The following is a 20,131-nucleotide window of genomic DNA, read 5'->3' as shown; positions in this document are numbered from 1 at the left end:
GGCCAGGGCGGGCGCGGAATATGCCGGAAGACTGTCCGGAAAAACATGGTGACAGTGGTTCAGCAGTGAACATACTCGACTGTGCGGGCTTCACTTCCAGCGAGGCCCCGATCACGCACCGCACACGAGCCGCAGCGAAAGCGAGGCCGGCCCGCAGGCGAACGACGCGACGGGGGAGTGCGCATGCACGACGAGTTCCTGTGCCATGTCACCGCGTACGGCACCTGCGGCGGACAGCGCATCGGAGTACCGCTCGGCACCTACCGGGCCCCCACGCTCGCGCTCGCCCTGTGGTGGCTGCGCGACCGGGCGAACTGGATCGCCGACCGGCTCGACCCCCATCCCGAGGCCGCGCACTTCCCGCCCGGCGCGCTGGTCCCCGTCGCGGACACCGTCCCCGACGTGCCGGCCGTCCTGCGCGCCTGGTGCGGCGATGTGGACCGGCAGGAGCTGGTCGCCGACGAGCTGGCCGCGGGCAGGCTGGTGCGGATCGCGACCGGCGACGACACCACCGAGTACGAGCTGCTCGCGGAGTCCGTCGACGCGGTGCGCATGCAGCGGACCATACCGGCGCTCGTCGTCCCCGTCGCCTGACCGCCGCGCCGGGTACCGTGTCCGCGCCGCCGGGTACCCTGTCCGCGCAGCCGGATACCGCGTCGCGCGAGGCCCCGCCGTCACCGGTGTCCCGTGCGCGGTCGGCGAACGCATCGGAGGGACTGCCGGACCGGGCTCGGGGTACGAGGACTGGAGCGACGGCGACCGGCCGCACCGGGCCTTTCCGAGAGAGAACAGCATGACCGAGCACCTGGGCGGGGAAGTGATACCGACTGGCTTCGACGTACCCGTGGAGCCGCTGCGGCGCGCGGCGCACTACACCGGCGCGCCCGGCAGCATCGCCGAGGCACGCGCCTTCGCCGACCGGTTCCTGGAGCAGCTGCGGACCGAGTGGTGCGCCGGCGTCGACGACCGCGTCGCCGGCGAGCTGCTGCTGGTGGTGAGCGAACTGGTCACCAACGCCGACCGGCACAGCAAAGGCCCCTACATCCTGGAGCTGGAGGGCACGGCCGGCTCGGTCGTGGTGTCCGTGTACGACAGCAGCACGGCCCTGCCCCGCCGTTTCCCGAAGAATCCCGAGCGCGTCGGGCGGCACGGGCTGGAGATCGTGCACGCGCTGGCCGGCGAGGTCACCGTGGAACGCGTTCCGGTCGGCAAGCGGGTACGGGCCGTCTTCCCCTTGAGCCGCTGATTCCGGTTGAGTCGCTGACTTGAGCCGCTGATTCCGGTTGAGTCGCTGACTCCGGCAAGCTTGTGAAGGCGCCGTGGCCGAGCCCCCCGCGTCATCCTGCCCGCGGAGGGACCCGGCCGGACCTGCCGCGGTCCCCGGATGTCAGGCGCAGCCCAGTTCGCCGAGCATCCCCTGGCGCAGCCGGGTGATGATCCGCTTGATCAGCCGGGAGACGTGCATCTGGGAGCAGCCCAGCCGCTCCCCGATCTCGGCCTGGGTGGCCTCTTCCACGAACCGCAGGTGGATGATCTGCCGGTCGCGTTCGCTCAGCTCCGCCATCAGCGGGGCCAGCGCGTGGAAGTCCTCGACGAGCCGCAGCCCCTCCTCCTCCACACCGATGAAGTCGGCGAGGACCGCCTCGCCGTCCTCGGGACCGTCACCGGTGAGCGCGGCGTCCAGGGAGGCGGAGTTGTAGCCGTTCGAGGCCAGCTGGGCCTCGACCACCTCCTTCTCGGGGAGGTTCATCAGCGTGGCCAGCTCCGCCACCGTCGGGTCCCGGTCCAGCCGGCTGGACAGCTCCTCGCGCGCCTTGGCCAGCTCCACCCGCAGCTCCTGGAGCCGGCGCGGCACGTGGACGGCCCAGGTGGTGTCCCGGAAGAACCGCTTGATCTCGCCGACGATGTACGGCAGCGCGAACGACGTGAACTCGACCTCGCGCGAGAGCTCGAACCGGTCGATGGCCTTGATCAGGCCGATCATGCCGGTCTGGACGATGTCCTCCATGTCGTCGCCGCGGCCCCGGAACCGGCCGGCCGCGAACCGCACGAGCGACATGTTCATCTCGATGAGTGTGTTGCGCGCGTATTGGTACTCGTGCGTTCCCTCTTCCAGTTCGGCCAGGCGGCGGAAGAACTGGCGGGACAGCGCGCGAGCGTCGCGCGGGGCGACGGACGCCGGGTCCGTGATGCCAGGCAGTGACCCCTCGCCCGTCGTGTCCTGCTCGGTCTGCTCGACGACCACGGCTTCCGGCCGGATCCCGGCGGCGGTGTCCATTACCTCTCCCACGAAAGTCACGGTTCGACGTCTCCCTGTGCGGCCTCCGGGCCGGTACCCGGTGGGGCCGGCTCCAGTGTCCAGGCAGCGTCTCCGGCGAGTACCCGCTATGCGGCGGGTCATGCCTGCTCGCGGAGCCGCTCACGGCCCGGGTACCCATGGTGACGCATCGCATGCCCCCGCCACTGCGCACTGGCGTGAAACGGCCGGTCGGGCGTGGTCCGGACCGGGATTTCCCTCAGGGCGCAACACCCGGTCCTTGCCCCGGACGGCACCGCTCCTAGGCTGACGGGATGAGCAACCCGGTGAGCGAAGAAGCCCGAGTGATCCCCCTGCGACCGGCGCCGGCCCGCCCCGAGGCGCCGGAGACCGAGCCCGCCCCCAGGGAGCCACTGTGGCGTGATCTTGTCGGCGAGGTGCTGCGCCGCGAGCGGCGGGAGCAGGAGCGCACCCTGAAGGACGTGGCCGACGCGGCGCGGATCTCGCTGCCGTACCTGTCGGAGGTCGAACGGGGCCGCAAGGAGGCGTCGTCCGAGGTCCTCGCGGCCGCCGCGCACGCCCTCGGCCTGAGCCTCGGCGACCTGCTGGCGCGGGCGCACGGCGAGCTGTCCCGCCGTACGGCCGGCCACCACCGGGCGGCGGCCCCGCGGCACCGCTCGTACCGCGGTCTCTGCCTCGCCGCCTGAGCCCGGCACCGGGCGCACCGGGGTCCGGCCACCCGGCCGGGCCCCGGCGCGCGGGAATCTTTCACCTGTTCGAAGGAACCGGTGGCCCGGCCGATGAGTTCCGGGGCGTGGCACGGTCTGCCTCCATGACCGTGTTCCCCGACCCGTTCCACGCCCCGGGAGGCGCTCATGACCACCGACGCGTTCACCACCTGTCTCTGGTTCGACGGCAAGGCGGAGGAGGCCGCGCATTTCTACGTGTCCGTCTTCAAGGACTCCGCCATCGAGCGCGTCGTGCGGTGGCCCGAGGGCGGGCCCGGCCCGGCCGGTGCCGTGCTGTCCGTGGAGTTCACGGCCAACGGTCAGCGGTTCGTCGCGCTCGACGCGGGCCCCGAGTTCACGTTCAACGAGGCCGTCTCCTTCCAGATCCACTGCGCCGGCCAGCAGGAGATCGACCACTACTGGACGAAACTGACCGAGGGCGGCGAGGGCGGCCCCTGCGGCTGGCTCAAGGACCGGTACGGCCTGTCCTGGCAGGTCGTCTACGCCCCGCTGCCCGACATGATCGCCGACCCGGACCCGGAGCGGGCCGGACGCGCCCTGCGCGCCATGATGGGCATGGGCAAGCTGGACGCGGCCGCGCTGGAGCGGGCGTACGCGGGCGAGTAGCGGCGGCCCGGCGCCGTCCCGGGATCCGGCTCGGCGCGCGGGCCGGACCCCGGATGGCTAGCGTGAACAAACGGGGACACACCACTCCAGGAGGGCCGTCGGCATGGCCGTACAACCCGAGGGAACGCCCTGTTGGGCCGACGCGATGTTCAGCGATGTCGAGGGGGCCAAGCGGTTCTACGGCGAAGTCCTCGGCTGGACCTTCGGCGAGTCCTCGTCGGAGTACGGCAACTACACCCAGGCCTACGCCGACGGCAGGGCCGTCGCGGCCGTCGTCCCGCCCATGCCCGGCCAGGAGGGCCGGTCGCAGTGGTGTCTGTACCTCGCCTCGCCGGACGCCGCGGCCACCGCCCGCAAGATCCGGGACAGCGGCGGCGAGGTGCTGCTGGAGCCGATGCGGGTCGGTGACTTCGGCACGATGTGCCTGGCCCGGGAGCCCAGCGGCGCCGTGTTCGGCGTGTGGCAGGCCGGCACCCACGAGGGCTTCGAGGCGACGGCCACGCCCGGCGCGTACTGCTGGGCCGAGGTCTTCACCAGGGAGCCGGAGCAGGCGGACGCCTTCCTCGCCTCCGTCTTCCCCTACCGGATGAAGGAGATCGAGGACGACGCGGTGGACTTCCGGATGTTCGACATCGGCGAGGACACCGTCCTCGGCCGGATGCGGATGACCGACGACTTCCCGCCCGAGGTGCCCTCGTACATCAACGTCTACTTCACCGTCGACGACTGCGACGCGGCCGTCGCACGCGCCGTCGAACTCGGCGGCATCCTCCGCTTCGGGCCGATGAGCAGCCCCTTCGGCCGGTTCGCGGCGCTCAGCGACCCGCAGGGCGCCGACTTCTCGGTGATCGACATCACCACCACCGAGGGAGAGATGCCCGGGATCAGGGACGTCTGACCGGCCCCGGCACGGCCCCGCCCGCGGCCATGGCATCATCGAGCGCATGCGTGAACGTGTGGTGGCCGCGTGCGACGGGGCTTCGAAGGGAAACCCCGGACCGGCCGGATGGGCGTGGGTGGTCTCGGACGGCGACGAGCGGACCCCCGCCCGCTGGGCGGCGGGCCCGCTCGGCCGGGCCACCAACAACGTCGCGGAACTGACGGCCCTGGAGCGGCTGCTCGCGGCCGTCGACCCGGAGGTGCCGCTGGAGATCCGGATGGACTCCCAGTACGCGATGAAGGCCGTCACCACCTGGCTGCCCGGCTGGAAGCGCAACGGCTGGAAGACCGCCGCCGGCAAGCCCGTCGCCAACCAGGACCTGGTGGTCCGCATCGACGAACTCCTCGGCGGCCGGTCCGTCGAGTTCCGCTACGTACCCGCCCACCAGGTCGACGGCGACCCGCTGAACGACTTCGCCGACCGCGCGGCCAGCCAGGCGGCCTCCGTCCAGGAGTCCGCCGGCAGCGAACTGGGCTCCCCGGAGCCCCCGCCGTCGCCCGACACCCCGGCGGCGGCCGGGGCGCCGCGCCGGAAGGCACCCCGGCGCACCGGCGCCGGCGCGGCCTCGTCGTCGGCCTCGTCGTCGTCCTCGTCCTCCCGGACCATCAAGGCCAAGTTCCCCGGCCGCTGCCTGTGCGGGCGGTCCTACGCGGCCGGCGAGAAGATCGCCAAGAACGCGCAGGGCTGGGGCCACCCGGAGTGCCGTACCGCCGAGGCCTGATCAGGCGTCGAACGTGTAGTACGCGGTGTGGTCCAGCAGATCCGCCGGGCGCACGGTGTTCCAGGGCTTCATGGTCTCGTTCAGGTCCACCACGTCCGGCGTGCCGCCCGTCGGCACATACGCGGAGTCCGGGTGCCGCCGCTGCCACTCGGCCCACAGCTTGTCGACGTAGGCGTGGTGCAGCCAGAACACGGGGTCGTTGGGGGAGACCCCGGTGGCCATCTGCCCGCCGACCCACACATGGACCCTGTTGTGCAGGTTGACCCCGCGCCAGCCCTCCAGGTGGTTGCGGAAGCCCTCCGAGGCGCTGTTGTACGGCGGCAGGTCGTACGCCGATATCGCCAGCACCGACTCCACCTCGGCGCGCGTCGGCAGCTCGGCCACGCTGCCGCCGAGCGAGCGGCGCAGGAACGTCCGGCCGTCGACGCGCACGTTGACCGGCCAGTTGCCCGTGGAGGCGGCGAACGGCCCGTCCATCACCCGGCCGTCGGTGCTGCGCCCGGTGCCGCCGAGGAAGTCCGGGGCCCACAGGGAGGCCCGCACGGTGCGGTCGGCGGTCCAGTCCCAGTACGGCAGCGTGACGGAGGAGTCCACGGACTGCAGCGCCTGTTCGAAGTCGAGCAGGAATCTGCGGTGCCAGGGCAGGAACGAGGGGGAGCGGTGGCCGGTCCGCTCCCCGCTGTCGGTGTCCGACATGATGAACTCGTTGTGCGTGCGGACGAACTCGTCGTAGCGTCCGTTGCGCTTGAGTTCGAGAACGGCGGCGACGAACCGGCGCTTCTCGTCGGCGGTCAGGGTGGCCTGGTTCTTGCGTACGGTCATGGTGCGCGGTGCTCCGAAGTCCTTGCTGGGGTGGTCAGTTGGCGGGGAACGGCAGCAGGGGGGCGCCCTGCAGCTCGTCCACCGCGGCACGGGCGGCGGCGCGCGGGGTGGGCACCGGGTCGTAGTGGCTGACCACGCTGATCCAGCTGCCGTCGGCGTTGCGCATCACGTGCAGCCGCACGCCGTCGATGAACACCTCGTATCCGCCGCCGTGTTCGTGGTGGTGCGCGCCGCCGTCCGCCGGACGGCCTTGTATCCGGCGGCCCTTGTAGACCTCGTCGAAGGAGTCGGGCGCGGCGGGCTCGTGATGGCCGGCGGCCGACGCGGCGGGGGCGGCGAGGGTGACGGCCACCGAGGCCGTCGCGGCGACGGCGGCTGCCGCGGTGAGCGCGCGGCGCCGGGTGATCTCGGGCATGCGGGTCCTCCGGAAGAGTGAAGATTTGGTGACGACGCATGCCTATCGACAGCACCCGGAGCGGAAGAAATCCGCCGGAACCGGTTGGCTGCGATCCGGACAATTAGCCACATGTCATACAGGGTTCAACAAAGATGATCTTGCTGGGGTGGTGCTCCGATCCGTACCGGAACGGGGAATTCCTTGCCGGGGCGCCCCGGTTTTCCTTGATCCTTTCCGGGGGCGGTCCGGCCGAGTGGCGCGGCTCACCCCTCCAGACTGACGCGATCACGCGGCGCCGCCCTGCTACCCTCCGGTTCCGTCCGGGCACATGTGGTGACTGTCAGGGGTGTGCGTGTGAAGGTCGTCTGCGTCGGCGGCGGGCCCGCCGGCCTCTGTCTCGCCCTCCTGCTCAAGCGGCAGGACCCGGGCCACGACATCACCGTCCACGAACGCGACCCCGAGGGCTCCACCTACGGCTGGGGCGTGACGTACTGGCGCGGCCTGCTCGACCGGCTCCAGGCCTACGACCCCGAGACCGCCCGCGCCGTCGAGGCGCACTCCGTGCGGTGGACGGACGGCGTCGCCCACGTCGGCGGCCTGACCACCCGGCACCACGGCGACGAGGGCTTCGGCATCGGCCGGCACCGGCTGCTCGCCCTGCTCGCCGCCCGGGCCCGCGCCCTCGGCGTCCGTCTGGAGTACGAGAGCGCGCCGGCCCGGCCGCCCGCCGGCGCCGACCTCGTCGTCGCGGCCGACGGCGTCCACAGCGCCCTGCGCACCCGCCGCGCCGAGCACTTCGGCACCCGCCTCACCCCGGGCCGCAACCCCTACCTCTGGCTCGGCACCACCAAGGTCTTCGACGCCTTCACCTTCGCCTTCACCGAGACCGCGCACGGCTGGATCTGGGCCTACGGCTACGGCTACAGCGGCGACCACAGCACCTGTGTCGTCGAGTGCTCCCCGCAGACCCTCACCGGTCTCGGGCTGGACCGGACCGGCACCGCCGAGAGCCTCGCCCTGCTGGAGAAGCTCTTCGCCCGCGTCCTGGACGGCCACCCCCTCGTCGCCCGCCCCGGCGCCTCCTGGGGAACCTTCCGCACCCTCACCAACCGCACCTGGCACGGCGGCAACGTGGTCCTGCTCGGCGACGCCGCCCACACCACCCACTACTCCATCGGCGCCGGCACCACCCTCGCCCTGGAGGACGCCATGTGCCTGGCCGACGCCCTGCGCGCGCACCCCCTGCCCGAGGCGCTCACCGTCTACGAGCGCCGGCGCCGGACCGCACTGCTGTCCGCGCAGAGCGCCGCCCGCTACAGCGCCCGCTGGTACGAGAACCTGCCCCGCTACATCCACCTGCCCCCGCACCGGATGTTCGCCCTGCTCGGCCAGCGCCACTCACCCCTGCTGCCGTACGTCCCGCCGCAGCTGTACTACGGCCTGGACAAGGCGGCCGGACGGCTGGAGCCCCTGCGCAGGTTCAAGCGCTGGCTCGGCCCCCGCGCCGCCCGCGCCCTGCACGCCCGCACCGAGCGCCCCCGCTGACCGGTCACCGGCGCGGCCGCACAACCCGCTCTGGGCCGCCCGGCGCGGCGATTGCTCGCGGTCCGGTGACACTACCGGCATGGATCTGCTGTCCCTGCGCTACTTCCAGGCCGTCGCCCGGCACCAGCACATCAGCCGGGCCGCCGAGGAACTACGGGTCGCCCAGCCGTCGGTGAGCCGGACCATCCTCCGGCTCGAAACCGAACTCGGCGTCCCGCTGTTCGACCGTCAGGGCCGCCGCATACGGCTCAACGACCACGGCGCCGCCTTCCTGGCCCGGGTCGACCGGGCGCTGGCGGAACTCGACGACGCACGGCGGGAGTTGGCCGACGCCGCCGGGCCCGGCCCCGGCCGTGTCGCCGTGGCCGCCGAGACCCTGCTCCAGCTGTCCGGCGTGCTGTCCGCCTTCCGCGCGCTGCGGCCCGGGGTGCGGGTACGCCTGTTCCAGGCCCCGGTGGACGCCATGCACCGGCATCTGCGCGCGGCCGAGGTGGACTTCGCCATCGCCTCCCAGCCGCTTGCCGGACCCGGGCTGTCCACGCTGGAACTGGCCCGCGAAGAGGTGCTGTTGGCCGTGCCGACCGGGCATCCGCTGGCCGGCCGGGGGAGCGTCGCGGTGGCCGAGCTGGCCGGCGAGGACTTCGTCAGCACCCGCGCCGGCCACTGGCAACGGGCCCTGCTGGAGCGGTTGTTCGCCCGCGAGGGGCTCACCCCCCGGGTGGTCTGCGAGGGGGACGAGGCGGCCGCCACGCCGGAGCTGGTCGGTGCCGGACTCGGCCTGTGCCTGCTGCCGGCCGTCGCCCGGCGGGCCATCGGCGAGGACGGACCGGTGGCCTGGCTGCGGCTGGACGCCCCGGACTGTCACCGCACGCTGACTCTGGTGTGGCGGCAGAACGCCTATCTCTCGCCCGCAGCCCGGGACTTCCGCCGGCTGGCCCGGGAACGGCTCATGTCCCCCGCGCCATGAACACATGGCCGAACCGGTCGTGGAAGGCAGGCAGACCTCCCCGTTAGCGTCACACCGTGCCCACCGCTTGAAGACGAGGGAGAACAGCCATGAGCGAGCGACACGCCCCCGCGGGGGCCGGATTCCGCAGCTACGTGGAGGCCGTCCTCGACGTGCTGTCCGACCGGCCGTCACGGGCGGCGGTCACCACCGCCGAGGGACGGGTGGTCGGCGCCGGCGAGTTCCGGGACCAGGTGCACCGGCTCGCCTGGGAACTGGCCGGCCGCGGGGTCGGCCGCGGAACCACGGTCACCCTGCTCACCGGCAACACCGCGGAGGCCCTGGTGGCCCGCTACGCCGCCAACCTGGCCGGCGCCCGGGTGGTCGTCCTCTACGAGGGCATGAGCCCGCCGGTCATGGCGCAGGTGATGGCGAGCGTGGACTGCACCCTGCTGCTGGTGGACGACCGGCAGCCGGAGGCGGCACTGCAGCTGTCCCGGCTCCCCGGCACCCCCGAAGCCCTGTGGCTGGGGCCGGACGGTGACACGGAGGACGTGCTCGCCGCGGCGGCCCGGCACCCGGCCCGGCCGATGGGCGGCCGGGTGGGCCCCGACGACGACTGGTGCGTCCGGCACACCGGCGGCACCACCGGCGTTCCCAAGGGCATCCGCATGACCCACGGCGCCTACCGGCTGGGCATGGACCAGGGATTCGCGGTCGCCGGCGACCCGCCCCGCTTCCTGGCCTGCACCGCCCTCGCCCATCTCGCCGGGATCTTCGCCGACCTGGCGCTGTACCAGGGCGGCTCGGTGGTGCTGCGGCACGGCTTCGAGCCCGGGGACGTGCTGGCCACGATCCAGCGCGAACGCGTCACCCACACCTGGCTGCTGCCGCCCCTGCTCTACCGGCTCCTGGACCACCCCGACCTGCCCCGCACCGACCTGTCCGCGCTGCGCCGGATCAGCTACGGCGGCACGCCCGCCTCACCGGCCCGGATGCGGCAGGCCGCCCGGGTCCTCGGGCCGGTGCTGCACGGCATGTACGGGCAGGCCGAGACCCAGCTCATCACCGAGACGGGCCCCGACGAGCAGGAGGTGACCGGCCGCGGCGGCCAGCTGACGGTCGGCCGGGCCCTGCCGGGCGTGGAGATCGCGATCCGGGACGCCGACGGCACCACCCTGCCGCCCGGGCAGTGGGGCGAGGTGCGGGTGCGCTCGCCCTACGTGATGGGCGGCTACTGGAAGCAGCCGGAGCTGACCGCCGAGGTGCTGCGGGACGGCTGGGTGCACACCGGCGACGTCGGCTATCTCGACGAGGATGGCTACCTCTACCTGGTGGACCGGATCAAGGAGATGATCGTGGTCGTCGGGGGCCACGTCTACCCGGCGGAGCTGGAGGAACTGCTGCTCGGCCACCCCGCCGTCGGCCGGTGCGCGGTGTTCGGCAGCCGGGACGACGACGCGGTGGAACACGTCCACGCCGCCGTGGTGCCCGCCGCCGGACAGCGGCCCACGCTGGAGGAGATCCGGGACTTCGTCACCGCCCGCAAGGGGCGCCTCTACGCCCCCGACACCCTGCACCTGGTGCCGGACATCCCGCTGACGGCGGCGGGCAAACCGGACAAGCGGCAGCTGCGCACCCTGCTGACCGGCTGACCGGCCCGTCAAGTGCACGTGATGCCGTACCGGATGACACACTGAGGCCATGGACGAACGTGTGATCGGCAGGTCGGGTCAGTGGGCATCGGTGGTCGGGCTCGGCACATGGCAGCTGGGCGCCGACTGGGGCGATGTGGACGACAAGGTGGCCCTGTCCGTCCTCGAGGCGGCGGCCGAGGCCGGGGTGACCTTCTTCGACACGGCCGACGTGTACGGCGACGGGCGCAGCGAGCAGACCATCGCCTCCTTCCTGCGCGGGCGGCCCGACCTGCACGTCCTCGTGGCCACCAAGATGGGCCGCCGCGTGGAGCAGATCCCGCAGAACTACGTCCTGGACAACTTCCGCGCGTGGAACGACCGTTCGCGCCGCAACCTCGGCGTCGACCGCATCGACCTGGTGCAGCTGCACTGCCCGCCCACCCCGGTCTACTCCTCCGACGAGGTGTTCGACGCCCTGGACACTCTGGTGGCGGAGGAGCGCGTCGCCGCCTACGGGGTGAGCGTGGAGACCTGTGAGCAGGCGCTCACCGCGATCGCCCGGCCGGGTGTGGCCAGCGTGCAGATCATCCTCAACCCGTTCCGCATGAAGCCGCTGCACGAGGTGGTGCCCGCCGCCCGCGAGGCCGGCGTCGGCATCATCGCGCGGGTCCCGCTCGCCTCCGGGCTACTGTCCGGGAAGTACACCAAGGACACGGTGTTCGCGGCCGACGACCACCGCACCTACAACCGGCACGGCGAGGCGTTCGACCAGGGCGAGACCTTCTCCGGGGTCGACTACGCCACCGGGGTGGAGGCCGCCGCCGAGTTCGCCGCGCTGACACCCGAGGGCTACACCCCGGCCCAGCTCGCGCTGCGCTGGATCATCGAGCAGGAGGGTGTCACCACCGTGATTCCCGGCGCCCGCGACCCGGAGCAGGCCCGCGCCAACGCCGCCGCGGCCAAACTGCCGCCGCTGCCGCCGCAGACGGTCACCGCGATCCGCGAGCTCTACGACCGCCGGATCAAGGACCAGGTCGAACACCGCTGGTAGCACCCCGTACGGACCCGCGCCGCCCGCCGCCCGTTTAACGAACAGACGGACGGTTACACGGCACCGCATGACGCGAGATGGGCGGCGCACAGGGCGCGACGAAACCGAGGAGGAGCGGGCCGACCGGATGTGGACCGAACTCATCCAGGAGGTCCGGGTCGCACAGACGGGCGTACAGATCCTGTTCGGCTTCCTGCTGACCGTGGTCTTCCAGCCGAAGTACGCCCGCCTGGCCGACACCGACCAGGTGATCTACATCGTGACCGTCGTCATGGGAGCCTGCGCCACCGGCGCCCTCATCGGACCGGTGTCCCTGCACCGCCTGGTCTCCGGCCACCGCGTCAAACCGCGGGCGGTACGGCTGGCCTCCCGCATGACCCTGGTCGGCCTCGCCCTCCTGCTCGCCACGATGACCTCGTCCCTGCTCCTCATCCTCCGCGTGGCCACCCACGACGGCTATGTGCCCTACCTGGTGACGGCCGTCGTAGCCTGGTACGTCCTGTGCTGGTACGCCCTGCCCTTGTGGGCCCGGCGGCGGAACTCGGGTGGGTCGGGGGACTAGAGGTCCGGCCTCGTCGGTCAGGCAGCCGTCGTGCTCGAGGAAGCTCCGGGTCAGGTGGCGGCCGCGGGGCGGATCAGTGTCTGCAGCATGCGATGGGTGGCGGCGTCGGTGGCGTGGACGCGGGTGGCGTGGGTGCCGCGGGTGAGCAGGACGCGGTAGGTGTTGAGGGCATAGCGCAAGTACTGCTGAGGGGTGAGATCGCGCAGCTGGCGGTCGTCGCTCTGATCGGGGCGGCCCTGCCAGTGGCCGTTGTCCCAGACGAGGTCGGGGCCGATGATGACGCCGGAGTGGTGGTATTCGAGGCCCTGGGCGGTGTAGATGCAGCCGATCTGCTGGTGCCCGCCGGAGTGACTGGCCCAGAGCTGGCTGCGAGGGGCGAGGACGCGGCCGTCGTGGGGGTCCGTGAGGACGGTGTCGGCGTTCCAGGCGGCGCGCCAGGTCCGGGCGGGTGTGGAGGGGCCGGCGGGGATCTGTATCTCGATGTCGTGGGGGAGGGCGGTGGCGCCGCGGGGGCGGTTGCGGGTCCAGGGCCAGCAGAACCCGGCGGTCGTGCGGGCGGTGTACCCCGCGGCGGTGGCGTGCTCGACCCACTCCTGGAGTTGGAAGGGGTCGTCGCACAGCCCGAGGTCGTAGCCGGCGTGCCCGGTCCAGGGGACGGGCCTGCCGTACAGCAGGGCGTCGACCCAGGCGGTGTACGCGGCTGAGCCGCCGCACCGGAAGGAGCCGGTCAGCTCCAGGTGATGGTGGGTCCGGCCCACGGCACGGACGGCGGCCCCGATCTCTTCGATGGTGGTGCCTTCGTCGGGGCGGATGATCTGCCGTTCGTCCAGGAAGATCACGGCCAGCGGTACGTGATCCACCACCGCGGCCAAGTCCTGCGGCAGTCCACGCGCGCCACCTCGCTTGACGCGCTGTGCCTCGTCGATGACGAGCGTGCCGGTCTGCCGCGCCACGCTGCGCATCGCACTGGACGCGGGGAACAGTTCGCGGGCGGCGTTGTGATCGCGGGTGGCGTCCAGAAGGTGGGCGCGCAGCGTGCCGGAGGGGGTGATGAAGCGGGGACGGGAGGAGGGGTGGGCGCGCATGAGGTGGCCCAGCAGCCGCACGGCGAGGGCCGTCTTGCCGCTGCCCGGGCCGCCGCTGACCGTGACAACGGCGCCGCCGGTCCTCCCGCCCCGGCTGTCCGGTGCCCGACGCCCGTCGGTGGAAAGCGTGCGCAGGTAGCGGTTGGCAGCGGCACGGAGCCGTACGAAAGCTTCCTGCTGATCTCCCACCAGCGCGAACGCGACGCTGCCCTCGAGGACGGAGCCGACGTGGTCCAGCAGCCGGGTGGAGGGTGTCCACCGGATGCCCTCGAAAGCGGCTACGTCATCGCTGGACGGAGCGCGGAGATCCCCGCACCCCAGCAGTCCTGCCAGTGTCCCGGCGGGCGCGGACAGGTCCTCGCCGCTGAGCACCGGGATGTCGGCGACCGCGGGTGCGTCCGGCCGCAGCGGCCGGGCCTCGGCGGCGGTGGCGTTGTGCAGCAACACCACGGCGCGCACATCCAGCCGCGGGGCCTTCCGCGGCCGCCAGTGCCGGAAGAAGCTCCGGTAGGACGCGACCTGGAACACGGGGTGGACTGTTACCTGCCCGTCGTCGCGCATCACCCGCTCCTGGTCGAGGACGCGGTACTGATGCCACTGCTTGAGCTCGACCACCACCAGGACTATGTCCCCGTCGGGTCCGGTGCCGACCAGCAACGCGTCCAGGCGTCGGCCTCCGCCCGGGGTTCCGTACTCCAGGTACACCTGCACATCCGACAGTTCCGCCCGCACCAGTGCTTCCAGCAGCGGCGGCCATGACCGGCGCCAGGCACGCACTTCCGCCTCGCCGGGATCACCGAACCCCGCTGCCCGGTACCGCGCGACGCACCGGTCGATGAACGAGCGGTTCTTCAACTCGTCGGCAAGCTCTCGTGCCCGCCCCGCGGCAGCGCATGCCACACCCGACCGCGCTGCCATGGACACCGCCCGGTCGGCCACCGGCGGTTCCGCGTCTGCCGCATCGCGGGACGGTGCGACAGCCGGCTTCAGTTCGTCCATGTTCCATCCCCTTCGTTCGCACACTTCCCTGGACGGGCCCTGCCCGTCTCTTCCGGGCTCCTGTGTCCTCACCTCGTCAGCGGACTTGCCTCGTCCGGCCGTTGGCGTCCGAAGCTCCGGACAGGGGAGACCGCCGTCAAGCACCCCGCTATAGAGCACTGTATAAGTGGGATTTTATGATGAACTGCATGACGAAGGCTTCGCAGTTCGTGATGGTTCACGTGGGTCAAAGCACCGAGGCGCAGCGGAACTTGGTGCATGGAATCGAGACGCGCTCGTGGGGGTTCCCCGAGTCCAAGGCCGAGTACGAGGGGGCGCAGCCGCGGTTCGCCGTGCTGGCGACGGGTGCGTCGCCGCGGGTTCAACTCGAGCAGTGGCTTACGGGTACGGCGACCCTCTACCTCTTCGAGGTCCGGAAGGGCTTCTACACCGGTCATGCGCCGCACTGGCCGGATGAAGAGGCGGAGATGCGCGTGAAGTATCCGCTCCGCTTCGGTATCGAGCCCTTGGCGGTGCTTCATGACGTACCACTGGGTCCCGAAGGGCCGTTGACCGAGGCCGGAAGCGATGCGATCCGCCGCTCCGGAACCGATCGCGGCATGGGCAAGCTCGTCGACATGCCGGTCCTGCCACTGCTGGACCTCGCGGGCATCCCGGTCGCCGCCGACGAGCCGGAGAATGTCCCGCTGGACAAGTCCCCCGGCTTCACCGGCGACCAGGTGGAGGGGAAGAAGAAGCCCCAGCGCCGACGCCGTGGCGCCGGCTACATATCCGATCCCAAGAAGCGCAAGGCGATCGAACTGCACGCCGAAGACATGGCTGTCGCCCACTACGAGGCCGAGGGCTGGACGGTGGATCGCCTCGGCAAGCCGTACGACCTGCGCTGCACGCGCGGCACCGAAGAGCGCCACGTGGAGGTCAAGGGCACCACCGGCGCGCCCACCAGCGTCGAACTGACCATCAACGAGGTGCTCCACGCCCGCGACAAGGAGACCACGGTGGATCTGTACGTCGTCAGCGACATCACGCTCGACACGCACACGTACGCCACCAGCGGCGGGGAGGTCAGCCACTACCTGGACTGGGAACCGGCCGAGCAGGACCTCAGGCCCCGGCGGTACGAGTACCGCCTGCCGTTGACCAGCGACTGACCGAGGGGGCCCGGCCGCGGGTCCGGAGTGTCACCGCGATGCCTCTTCCTCCGGCCCGCGGGCGGCCCGCGACCGGGCCGCCTAGGTGCGGGCCTCCCTACGAGCGGGTGCGGGGCTCGGCAGGGATTCGAGGTGGTGGTCGTGGAGGCGGCTGAGCAGGGGCAGGGAGAGCAGGGCGCCGGTCAGGGCGCAGAGCATGTCCCACTGGGTGTCCCAGACATCGCCCTGGGTCGCGAGGAAGGCGTCCGCGCCGTGGCCGGCGATCTCGGCCGCCAGCCACTCCAGCAGTTCGAAGCAGGCGCTGAAGGCCATGCAGGCGCACACGGTGAGCGGTGCGAGCCAGCGGCTGCCGCGCAACGGTGAGGTGCGCCACAGCAGTTCGCGGATCAGCACGGCGGGGACGAAGCCCTGCATGAGGTGCCCGAAACGGTCGTACGGGTTGCGGTCCAGGTTGAAGGTGTCGCGCACCCAGTCGCCCAGCGGCACCTGCGCGTACGTGTAGTGCCCGCCGACCGCGAGGACCAGCGCGTGCGCGGTGAGCAGCCCGCACAGCAGTCCGGTGAGCGGGAAGCGCCGCCAGGCCAGTACCACCAGCGGCAGCCCCACCAGCGCCCACACCGTCTCCAGGAACCAGGTGGTGCGGTCGTGCGCGCCGACCGCCGACACGGCCAGCGCCGTGGCCACCACCCCGGCGAAGACGGAGGGCGGCACACGGCGCGGCGCCCGGAGCGGGGCGGGGTGCACTGCGGTCACGGTGGGGCTCCTTGCCTGAGGCGTCGTAGAGCCCCCATGGTGGCGCCGGGCCGGGCGGCCGGACATGAGTACGGCTACTCAGCCCCGGAGAGGATCTCCGCCAGCAGCTCGTCCACGTCCATTTGCTCCCGGCCCGGCGGCACGACCTGGTGCGTCTCGCGCAGGAAGGCCGCCACCGCGGGCGCCCACGCCAGCACCACCGCGCGGTGCCGGCTGCCGTCCGGCCTGCTGTCCCCGAGGAACTCCAGCCGCAGCTCGTGGCACGGCCCGCTGCCCTGCGGCCGCAGCCGTACGTCGCCCTCGCCGACCGGTCCGGCCAGGCCCGCGGAGAGCATCTCCCGGTCCAGCCGCCAGCAGGCCAGCACCCGGCCGTCGTGGGCGAAGACGGCGGTGACGGCGAACGGGTCGTCGGCGGCGTAGCCGAGGTGGGCCAGCACCGGGCACCGCCCGGTGCCGGGCGCGAGAAGCTGCACCACCAGGGTCTTGTGCACGAACGGGTTCACGCGGGGCCTCCGGCAGACGATCGGCGTAGAGACCTCTAGTACCCCGACATCGCCCAGGATGCTCACCCAAGTGGCTGATTCCCGCGCCACACCACTGGACGGCCCGTCAGCCGAACGCCTTCCGCAGCGCGGGCAGCAGGGTCTTCCCCGACCAGTCCAGGAACTCCCGCTGCGCGTCACCGCCGATCTGCACCAGCGCGACCTCCCCGAACCCGGCCTCCGCGTACGGCCGTACGGCCTCCACGAAGGCCTCCGGGTCGTCACCGCACGGGATGGAGGAGGCCACGTCGTCCTCGGTGACGAACTGCGTCGCCGCCTCGAACGAGTCGGGGTGCGGCAGTTCGGCGTTCACCTTCCAGCCCAGGCCGAACCAGCGGAACTGGGAGTGGGCGCGCTTGACCGCCGTGTCACGGTCGGGGTCGTAGCACACCGGCAGCTGCCCCACCCGGGGCTTGCCGCTGCCGCCGTGCCGGTCGAAGGCCTCCAGCAGGCCCGCCTTCGGCTCGGTCGCGATCACCAGATCGGCCAGCTGCCCCGCGAGTTCGCAGGACTGGTTGCCGGAGACGGCGATCCCGATCGGCGGCGCCTGCTCCGGCAGGTCCCACAGCCGGGCCGACTCCACGTCGTAGTGCTGCCCGTGGTGGGTGACATGGCCGCCCTCGAACAGCGCGCGGATGATCCGCACCGCCTCCTCCAGCATCTCGTGGCGTACGTCCACGGGGGGCCAGCCGCCGCCCACGACATGCTCGTTCAGGTTCTCGCCGGCGCCGAGGCCGAGCCGGAACCTGCCCTCCGACAGCAACTGCACGGTCGCCGCCTTCTGCGCCACGATCGCCGGGTGGTAGCGCAGGATGGGACAGGTGACGTAGGTCATCAGGGGGATCCGCGAGGTGGCCTGGGCGGCGGCGCCCAGCACGCTCCACGCGTAGGAGGAGTGCCCCTGCGCGCGCAGCCACGGGAAGTAGTGGTCCGAGATCACCGAGAAGTCGAACCCCACCTCCTCGGCGCCCACCACGTGCTCCACCAGGTCCCGGGGACCTGCCTGCTCGGTCATCATCGTGTATCCGATTTGCACCATATCCAGCGAGTCCCCGGCTCGGCGCCGGGAAAACGGCCCATGGCGCGGGTCACTCCCGCGGTACCCGGAACGTCCGCAGGAATGTCGTCAGCGCCACCTGGTTCGCCGCGTCGCCCCAGGTCGCGGCCGGGGCGGTGAAACGCAGTGAGAAGCCGCGCCGGCCGCCCAGCAGCAGGCCGCGCCCGAAGGTACGCGAACGCGCGCTCCTGGTCCCGGCCAGCCACTGGAGGTCGGCGGCCCGGTGGCCCTGATAGGTGGTGGCCCGTACCGCGCCGATCCGGCGATAGCCCGGCAGCCTGGCCAGCCCGGGCTCGACGTCCCGCCGCCAGACGGCGACCGGGTCGGGGCCGACGCGCTCGCTGTAGGTGACGGCGAGCGTGGGCCCGCCGCCGCCCCGGCCGAAGGTGACGCGGTAGGCCGGACCGGCCACCCGCGAGGTGGCCAGCCGCCGCCACCCGCCGGGCAGCGCCAAGGAGAACCCCTCGGGGGCGTGGTACGGGCGGTAGCCGGTCGGGAGTGTGGGGGAGGCGGGGGCGGTCGGCAGTGAGGGGGAGGGGGAGGGGGAGGCGGGCGGCGTGGGACCGGGCGGGGTGCCGCCGGTGCGCCCGTCGGTGGGGCTGGCCGGGACGACGGGCCGGGGCGGAGCGGCGACTGGGCGCGTACCGGGCAGCGCGCCGGTCCCGGCCAGCACCACACCGGTCACGACGACCACGGCCAGCGCGGCACCGGCGACCAGAACCCTGCGCCCGCGCGGCAGACGGGTGAGATTGCGCGGCAGACGGAGAAGGCCGCGCAGCAGACCGCGGAGGCCCAGCGGCAGACGGCGGAGGCTGCGGGGCAGACCGGGAAGGGCGCGTGGCGGCCGGCGGGGGCCAAGCGGCAAACGGCGGAGGCTGCGCGGCAGGGCCCGGCCGTCGCGTGGCGGAACCTGGCCGGTCCGGCGCGGGGCGTGCCCGTCGCTCGGCAGAGCGTGGCCGGTGCGGCGCAGGGACCGCTCGCCGCGCGGCGTGACCGGGCTGCCCCGCTGCGGCCCGGCGTGCCGCAGCCTGGCGAACACACCGCGCGCCCGGGCCACCGGGGCCCACCGTCGGCCGGTGCCGCCGTGGGCATCGCGCGGCTGGGTTGCGCTGATGTCGGCGTGGGCCTCGCGTATCCGGATCGCGGGGTCCGGCCACCGGCCGGTGTCGCCGTCCGGGGCGGGGAGTCGGGGTGTGGTGGCCGGTTGTGGACCGGTGTCGTTCCGATGGGTGTGTGTTGCGGCCGTGGGGTCCGGCCACCGGCGGGTGTCAGCTTCCGGGTCGGGAAGTCGGGGTGTGGTGGTAGGCCGTCGGCCGGTGTCGTCCCGGAGGCCGTGTGGCCCGGCGGCGGGGTCCGGGCGTCGGCCCGTGGCGCTGTCCGGGGTGGCGAGACGGGGTCGGGAGGTCGTGCGTCGGCCGGTGTCGTCGTGGTCGTCGCGTGGCCGGGAGCGGGACGGTGGTCGGCCGGTGGTGGCGGTGGGCTCGTGCAGGGCCCGGGTCAGGGCCTCGCGGAGTGCCGGACGGGGCGGCCGGTCCCGTGGGTCCTTGCGGAGCAGCCCGCGCACGGCCTGGGTGAGCGGTCCCGCGCGCAGCGGGGTGCGCAGCGGCAGCCGGTCCACCGCCCGCAGTGTCGCCTCGGCCGGGCCGCGGTCCCGGAACGGCGGCCGGCCCTCGACCGCCGTGTACAGCAGCGCGCCCAGCGCCCACAGGTCGGCCGCGGGGCCGATGCGCTCGTCACGGGCCTGTTCCGGGGCGGCGTACGACGGTGCCGCGAGCCGTGGCGCCAGCGTCGCGCCCGCCGTTCCGAACCCGGTGACGACGGCCGGGCCGTCCTCGCGTACGAAGACCTGCCCGGGGCTCAGTTCGCCGTGCGTGAGGCCCTCGTCGTGCGCGGCCTGGAGCACGTCCAGCAGGTCCAGGCCCAGCCGGGCCGCCCGCGCCGGGTCCAACGCGCCGTCCCGGGCGAGGAGTTCACCGAGGGGCGTGCCGTCGATCCACTCGGTGACCGTCCACAGGGCGCCCCCTTCCACCACGGCGTCCACGACCGCGGCGACCCGGTCCGGGCGCAGCAGCCGCATGGTCTCACAGGCGTGCAGAACCCGGGTCGTGAGGCGTCGCCCCGTGTCCTCGCCGGCGGACTCGGGCAGTACCGTCCGCGCCACCAGGCGGGGCCGTCCCGTCACCAGGTCCTCCGCGTACCACCACAGGCGGTCGGTCTCGCGGGAGAAGACCTCCAGCAGCCGGTACCGCCCGGCGACCACCTCGTGTGCGAAGACGCGCGCCTCGGCCATGGTCATCCCTCGCAAACCCCG

The 20,131-nt window shown here is 72.8% G+C and carries 20 protein-coding genes; 12 read left to right on the top strand and 8 right to left on the bottom strand.

The window, feature by feature from the left end; translation table 11 throughout:
* Nucleotides 1–183 precede the first annotated feature (183 nt).
* Nucleotides 184–594 (top strand): hypothetical protein, encoded by a 411-nt coding sequence (locus IH25_RS0103740; RefSeq protein WP_030602776.1) that lies wholly within the window; start codon nt 184–186, stop codon nt 592–594.
* 199 nt (nt 595–793) lie between these two features.
* Nucleotides 794–1,246: an ATP-binding protein gene (locus IH25_RS0103735; RefSeq protein ID WP_030602771.1), complete on the top strand. Its 453-nt coding sequence runs from the start codon at nt 794–796 to the stop codon at nt 1,244–1,246.
* Between the two features lie 141 nt (nt 1,247–1,387).
* Here the strand turns inward: IH25_RS0103735 and IH25_RS0103730 are convergent, their stop codons facing one another.
* Nucleotides 1,388–2,278 carry an RNA polymerase sigma factor SigF gene (locus IH25_RS0103730; RefSeq protein ID WP_030602769.1) on the bottom strand — a complete coding sequence of 297 codons (891 nt, stop codon included), beginning with the start codon at nt 2,276–2,278 and terminating at the stop codon, nt 1,388–1,390.
* 293 nt (nt 2,279–2,571) lie between these two features.
* On the opposite strand from IH25_RS0103730, the gene IH25_RS0103725 reads away from it, so the two are divergent.
* From IH25_RS0103725 to IH25_RS0103710, 4 genes are all read left to right on the top strand, one after another.
* Nucleotides 2,572–2,964 carry a helix-turn-helix domain-containing protein gene (locus tag IH25_RS0103725; RefSeq protein ID WP_030602768.1) on the top strand — a complete coding sequence of 131 codons (393 nt, stop codon included), beginning with the start codon at nt 2,572–2,574 and terminating at the stop codon, nt 2,962–2,964.
* Between the two features lie 168 nt (nt 2,965–3,132).
* Complete coding sequence (locus IH25_RS0103720) at nt 3,133–3,612, top strand: VOC family protein (RefSeq protein ID WP_030602766.1); 480 nt, start codon at nt 3,133–3,135, stop codon at nt 3,610–3,612.
* Between the two features lie 103 nt (nt 3,613–3,715).
* Nucleotides 3,716–4,510: a VOC family protein gene (locus tag IH25_RS0103715; protein WP_030602764.1), complete on the top strand. Its 795-nt coding sequence runs from the start codon at nt 3,716–3,718 to the stop codon at nt 4,508–4,510.
* Between the two features lie 34 nt (nt 4,511–4,544).
* The gene (locus IH25_RS0103710) at nt 4,545–5,273 is read left to right on the top strand and encodes a ribonuclease H family protein (RefSeq protein ID WP_030602760.1); all 729 of its coding nucleotides are present in this window, start codon (nt 4,545–4,547) and stop codon (nt 5,271–5,273) included.
* Here IH25_RS0103710 and melC2 read toward each other — a convergent pair whose 3' ends face one another.
* Entirely contained in the window at nt 5,274–6,095 is an 822-nt protein-coding gene (gene melC2, locus IH25_RS0103705; RefSeq protein WP_030602757.1) for a tyrosinase MelC2, read from the bottom strand.
* Nucleotides 6,096–6,129: 34 nt separating this feature from the next.
* Entirely contained in the window at nt 6,130–6,510 is a 381-nt protein-coding gene (melC1, locus tag IH25_RS0103700; protein WP_030602754.1) for an apotyrosinase chaperone MelC1, read from the bottom strand.
* 330 nt (nt 6,511–6,840) lie between these two features.
* Here melC1 and IH25_RS0103695 point away from each other — a divergent pair, with 330 nt between their 5' ends.
* The 5 genes from IH25_RS0103695 to IH25_RS0103675 all read left to right on the top strand — a co-directional run bounded on the left by IH25_RS0103695 (nt 6,841) and on the right by IH25_RS0103675 (nt 12,233).
* Nucleotides 6,841–8,037, top strand: a complete 1,197-nt coding sequence (locus tag IH25_RS0103695; RefSeq protein WP_037654319.1) for an FAD-dependent monooxygenase — start codon at nt 6,841–6,843, stop codon at nt 8,035–8,037.
* Between the two features lie 79 nt (nt 8,038–8,116).
* Complete coding sequence (locus tag IH25_RS0103690) at nt 8,117–9,004, top strand: LysR family transcriptional regulator (protein ID WP_030602746.1); 888 nt, start codon at nt 8,117–8,119, stop codon at nt 9,002–9,004.
* Between the two features lie 89 nt (nt 9,005–9,093).
* Nucleotides 9,094–10,638 carry an AMP-binding protein gene (locus IH25_RS0103685; protein WP_030602742.1) on the top strand — a complete coding sequence of 515 codons (1,545 nt, stop codon included), beginning with the start codon at nt 9,094–9,096 and terminating at the stop codon, nt 10,636–10,638.
* 49 nt (nt 10,639–10,687) lie between these two features.
* Nucleotides 10,688–11,671 carry an aldo/keto reductase gene (locus IH25_RS0103680; RefSeq protein ID WP_030602740.1) on the top strand — a complete coding sequence of 328 codons (984 nt, stop codon included), beginning with the start codon at nt 10,688–10,690 and terminating at the stop codon, nt 11,669–11,671.
* Nucleotides 11,672–11,738: 67 nt separating this feature from the next.
* Nucleotides 11,739–12,233, top strand: coding sequence for a DUF6328 family protein (locus IH25_RS0103675; protein ID WP_030602738.1), 495 nt, complete (start codon nt 11,739–11,741; stop codon nt 12,231–12,233).
* Nucleotides 12,234–12,283: 50 nt separating this feature from the next.
* On the opposite strand, the gene IH25_RS0103670 is transcribed toward IH25_RS0103675, so the two are convergent.
* The gene (locus IH25_RS0103670) at nt 12,284–14,095 is read right to left on the bottom strand and encodes a DNA/RNA helicase domain-containing protein (RefSeq protein ID WP_157846938.1); all 1,812 of its coding nucleotides are present in this window, start codon (nt 14,093–14,095) and stop codon (nt 12,284–12,286) included.
* A 410-nt stretch (nt 14,096–14,505) separates the two neighbouring features.
* Between IH25_RS0103670 and IH25_RS0103665 the strand changes: the two genes are divergently transcribed.
* Nucleotides 14,506–15,468: a protein NO VEIN domain-containing protein gene (locus IH25_RS0103665; RefSeq protein WP_245172682.1), complete on the top strand. Its 963-nt coding sequence runs from the start codon at nt 14,506–14,508 to the stop codon at nt 15,466–15,468.
* Between the two features lie 81 nt (nt 15,469–15,549).
* Here IH25_RS0103665 and IH25_RS0103660 read toward each other — a convergent pair whose 3' ends face one another.
* From IH25_RS0103660 to IH25_RS43170, 4 genes are all read right to left on the bottom strand, one after another.
* A complete protein-coding gene (locus tag IH25_RS0103660) occupies nt 15,550–16,179 on the bottom strand; it encodes a DUF2238 domain-containing protein (protein ID WP_037654348.1) in 630 nt (209 codons plus the stop codon).
* Nucleotides 16,180–16,295: 116 nt separating this feature from the next.
* On the bottom strand, nt 16,296–16,724 hold the full coding sequence (locus IH25_RS0103655) for an SsgA family sporulation/cell division regulator (protein WP_030602723.1): 429 nt from the start codon (nt 16,722–16,724) through the stop codon (nt 16,296–16,298).
* Between the two features lie 106 nt (nt 16,725–16,830).
* Complete coding sequence (locus IH25_RS0103650; RefSeq protein WP_030602720.1) at nt 16,831–17,802, bottom strand: LLM class F420-dependent oxidoreductase; 972 nt, start codon at nt 17,800–17,802, stop codon at nt 16,831–16,833.
* A 49-nt stretch (nt 17,803–17,851) separates the two neighbouring features.
* Nucleotides 17,852–20,116 carry a serine/threonine protein kinase gene (locus IH25_RS43170; protein WP_409350149.1) on the bottom strand — a complete coding sequence of 755 codons (2,265 nt, stop codon included), beginning with the start codon at nt 20,114–20,116 and terminating at the stop codon, nt 17,852–17,854.
* Between the last annotated feature and the right edge of the window lie 15 nt (nt 20,117–20,131).

Origin of the sequence: Streptomyces achromogenes subsp. achromogenes (genome assembly GCF_000720835.1) — a bacterium.
In the GTDB taxonomy this organism is placed as follows: domain Bacteria; phylum Actinomycetota; class Actinomycetes; order Streptomycetales; family Streptomycetaceae; genus Streptomyces; species Streptomyces achromogenes.
This window is presented reverse-complemented; position numbering and strand designations above follow the sequence as displayed.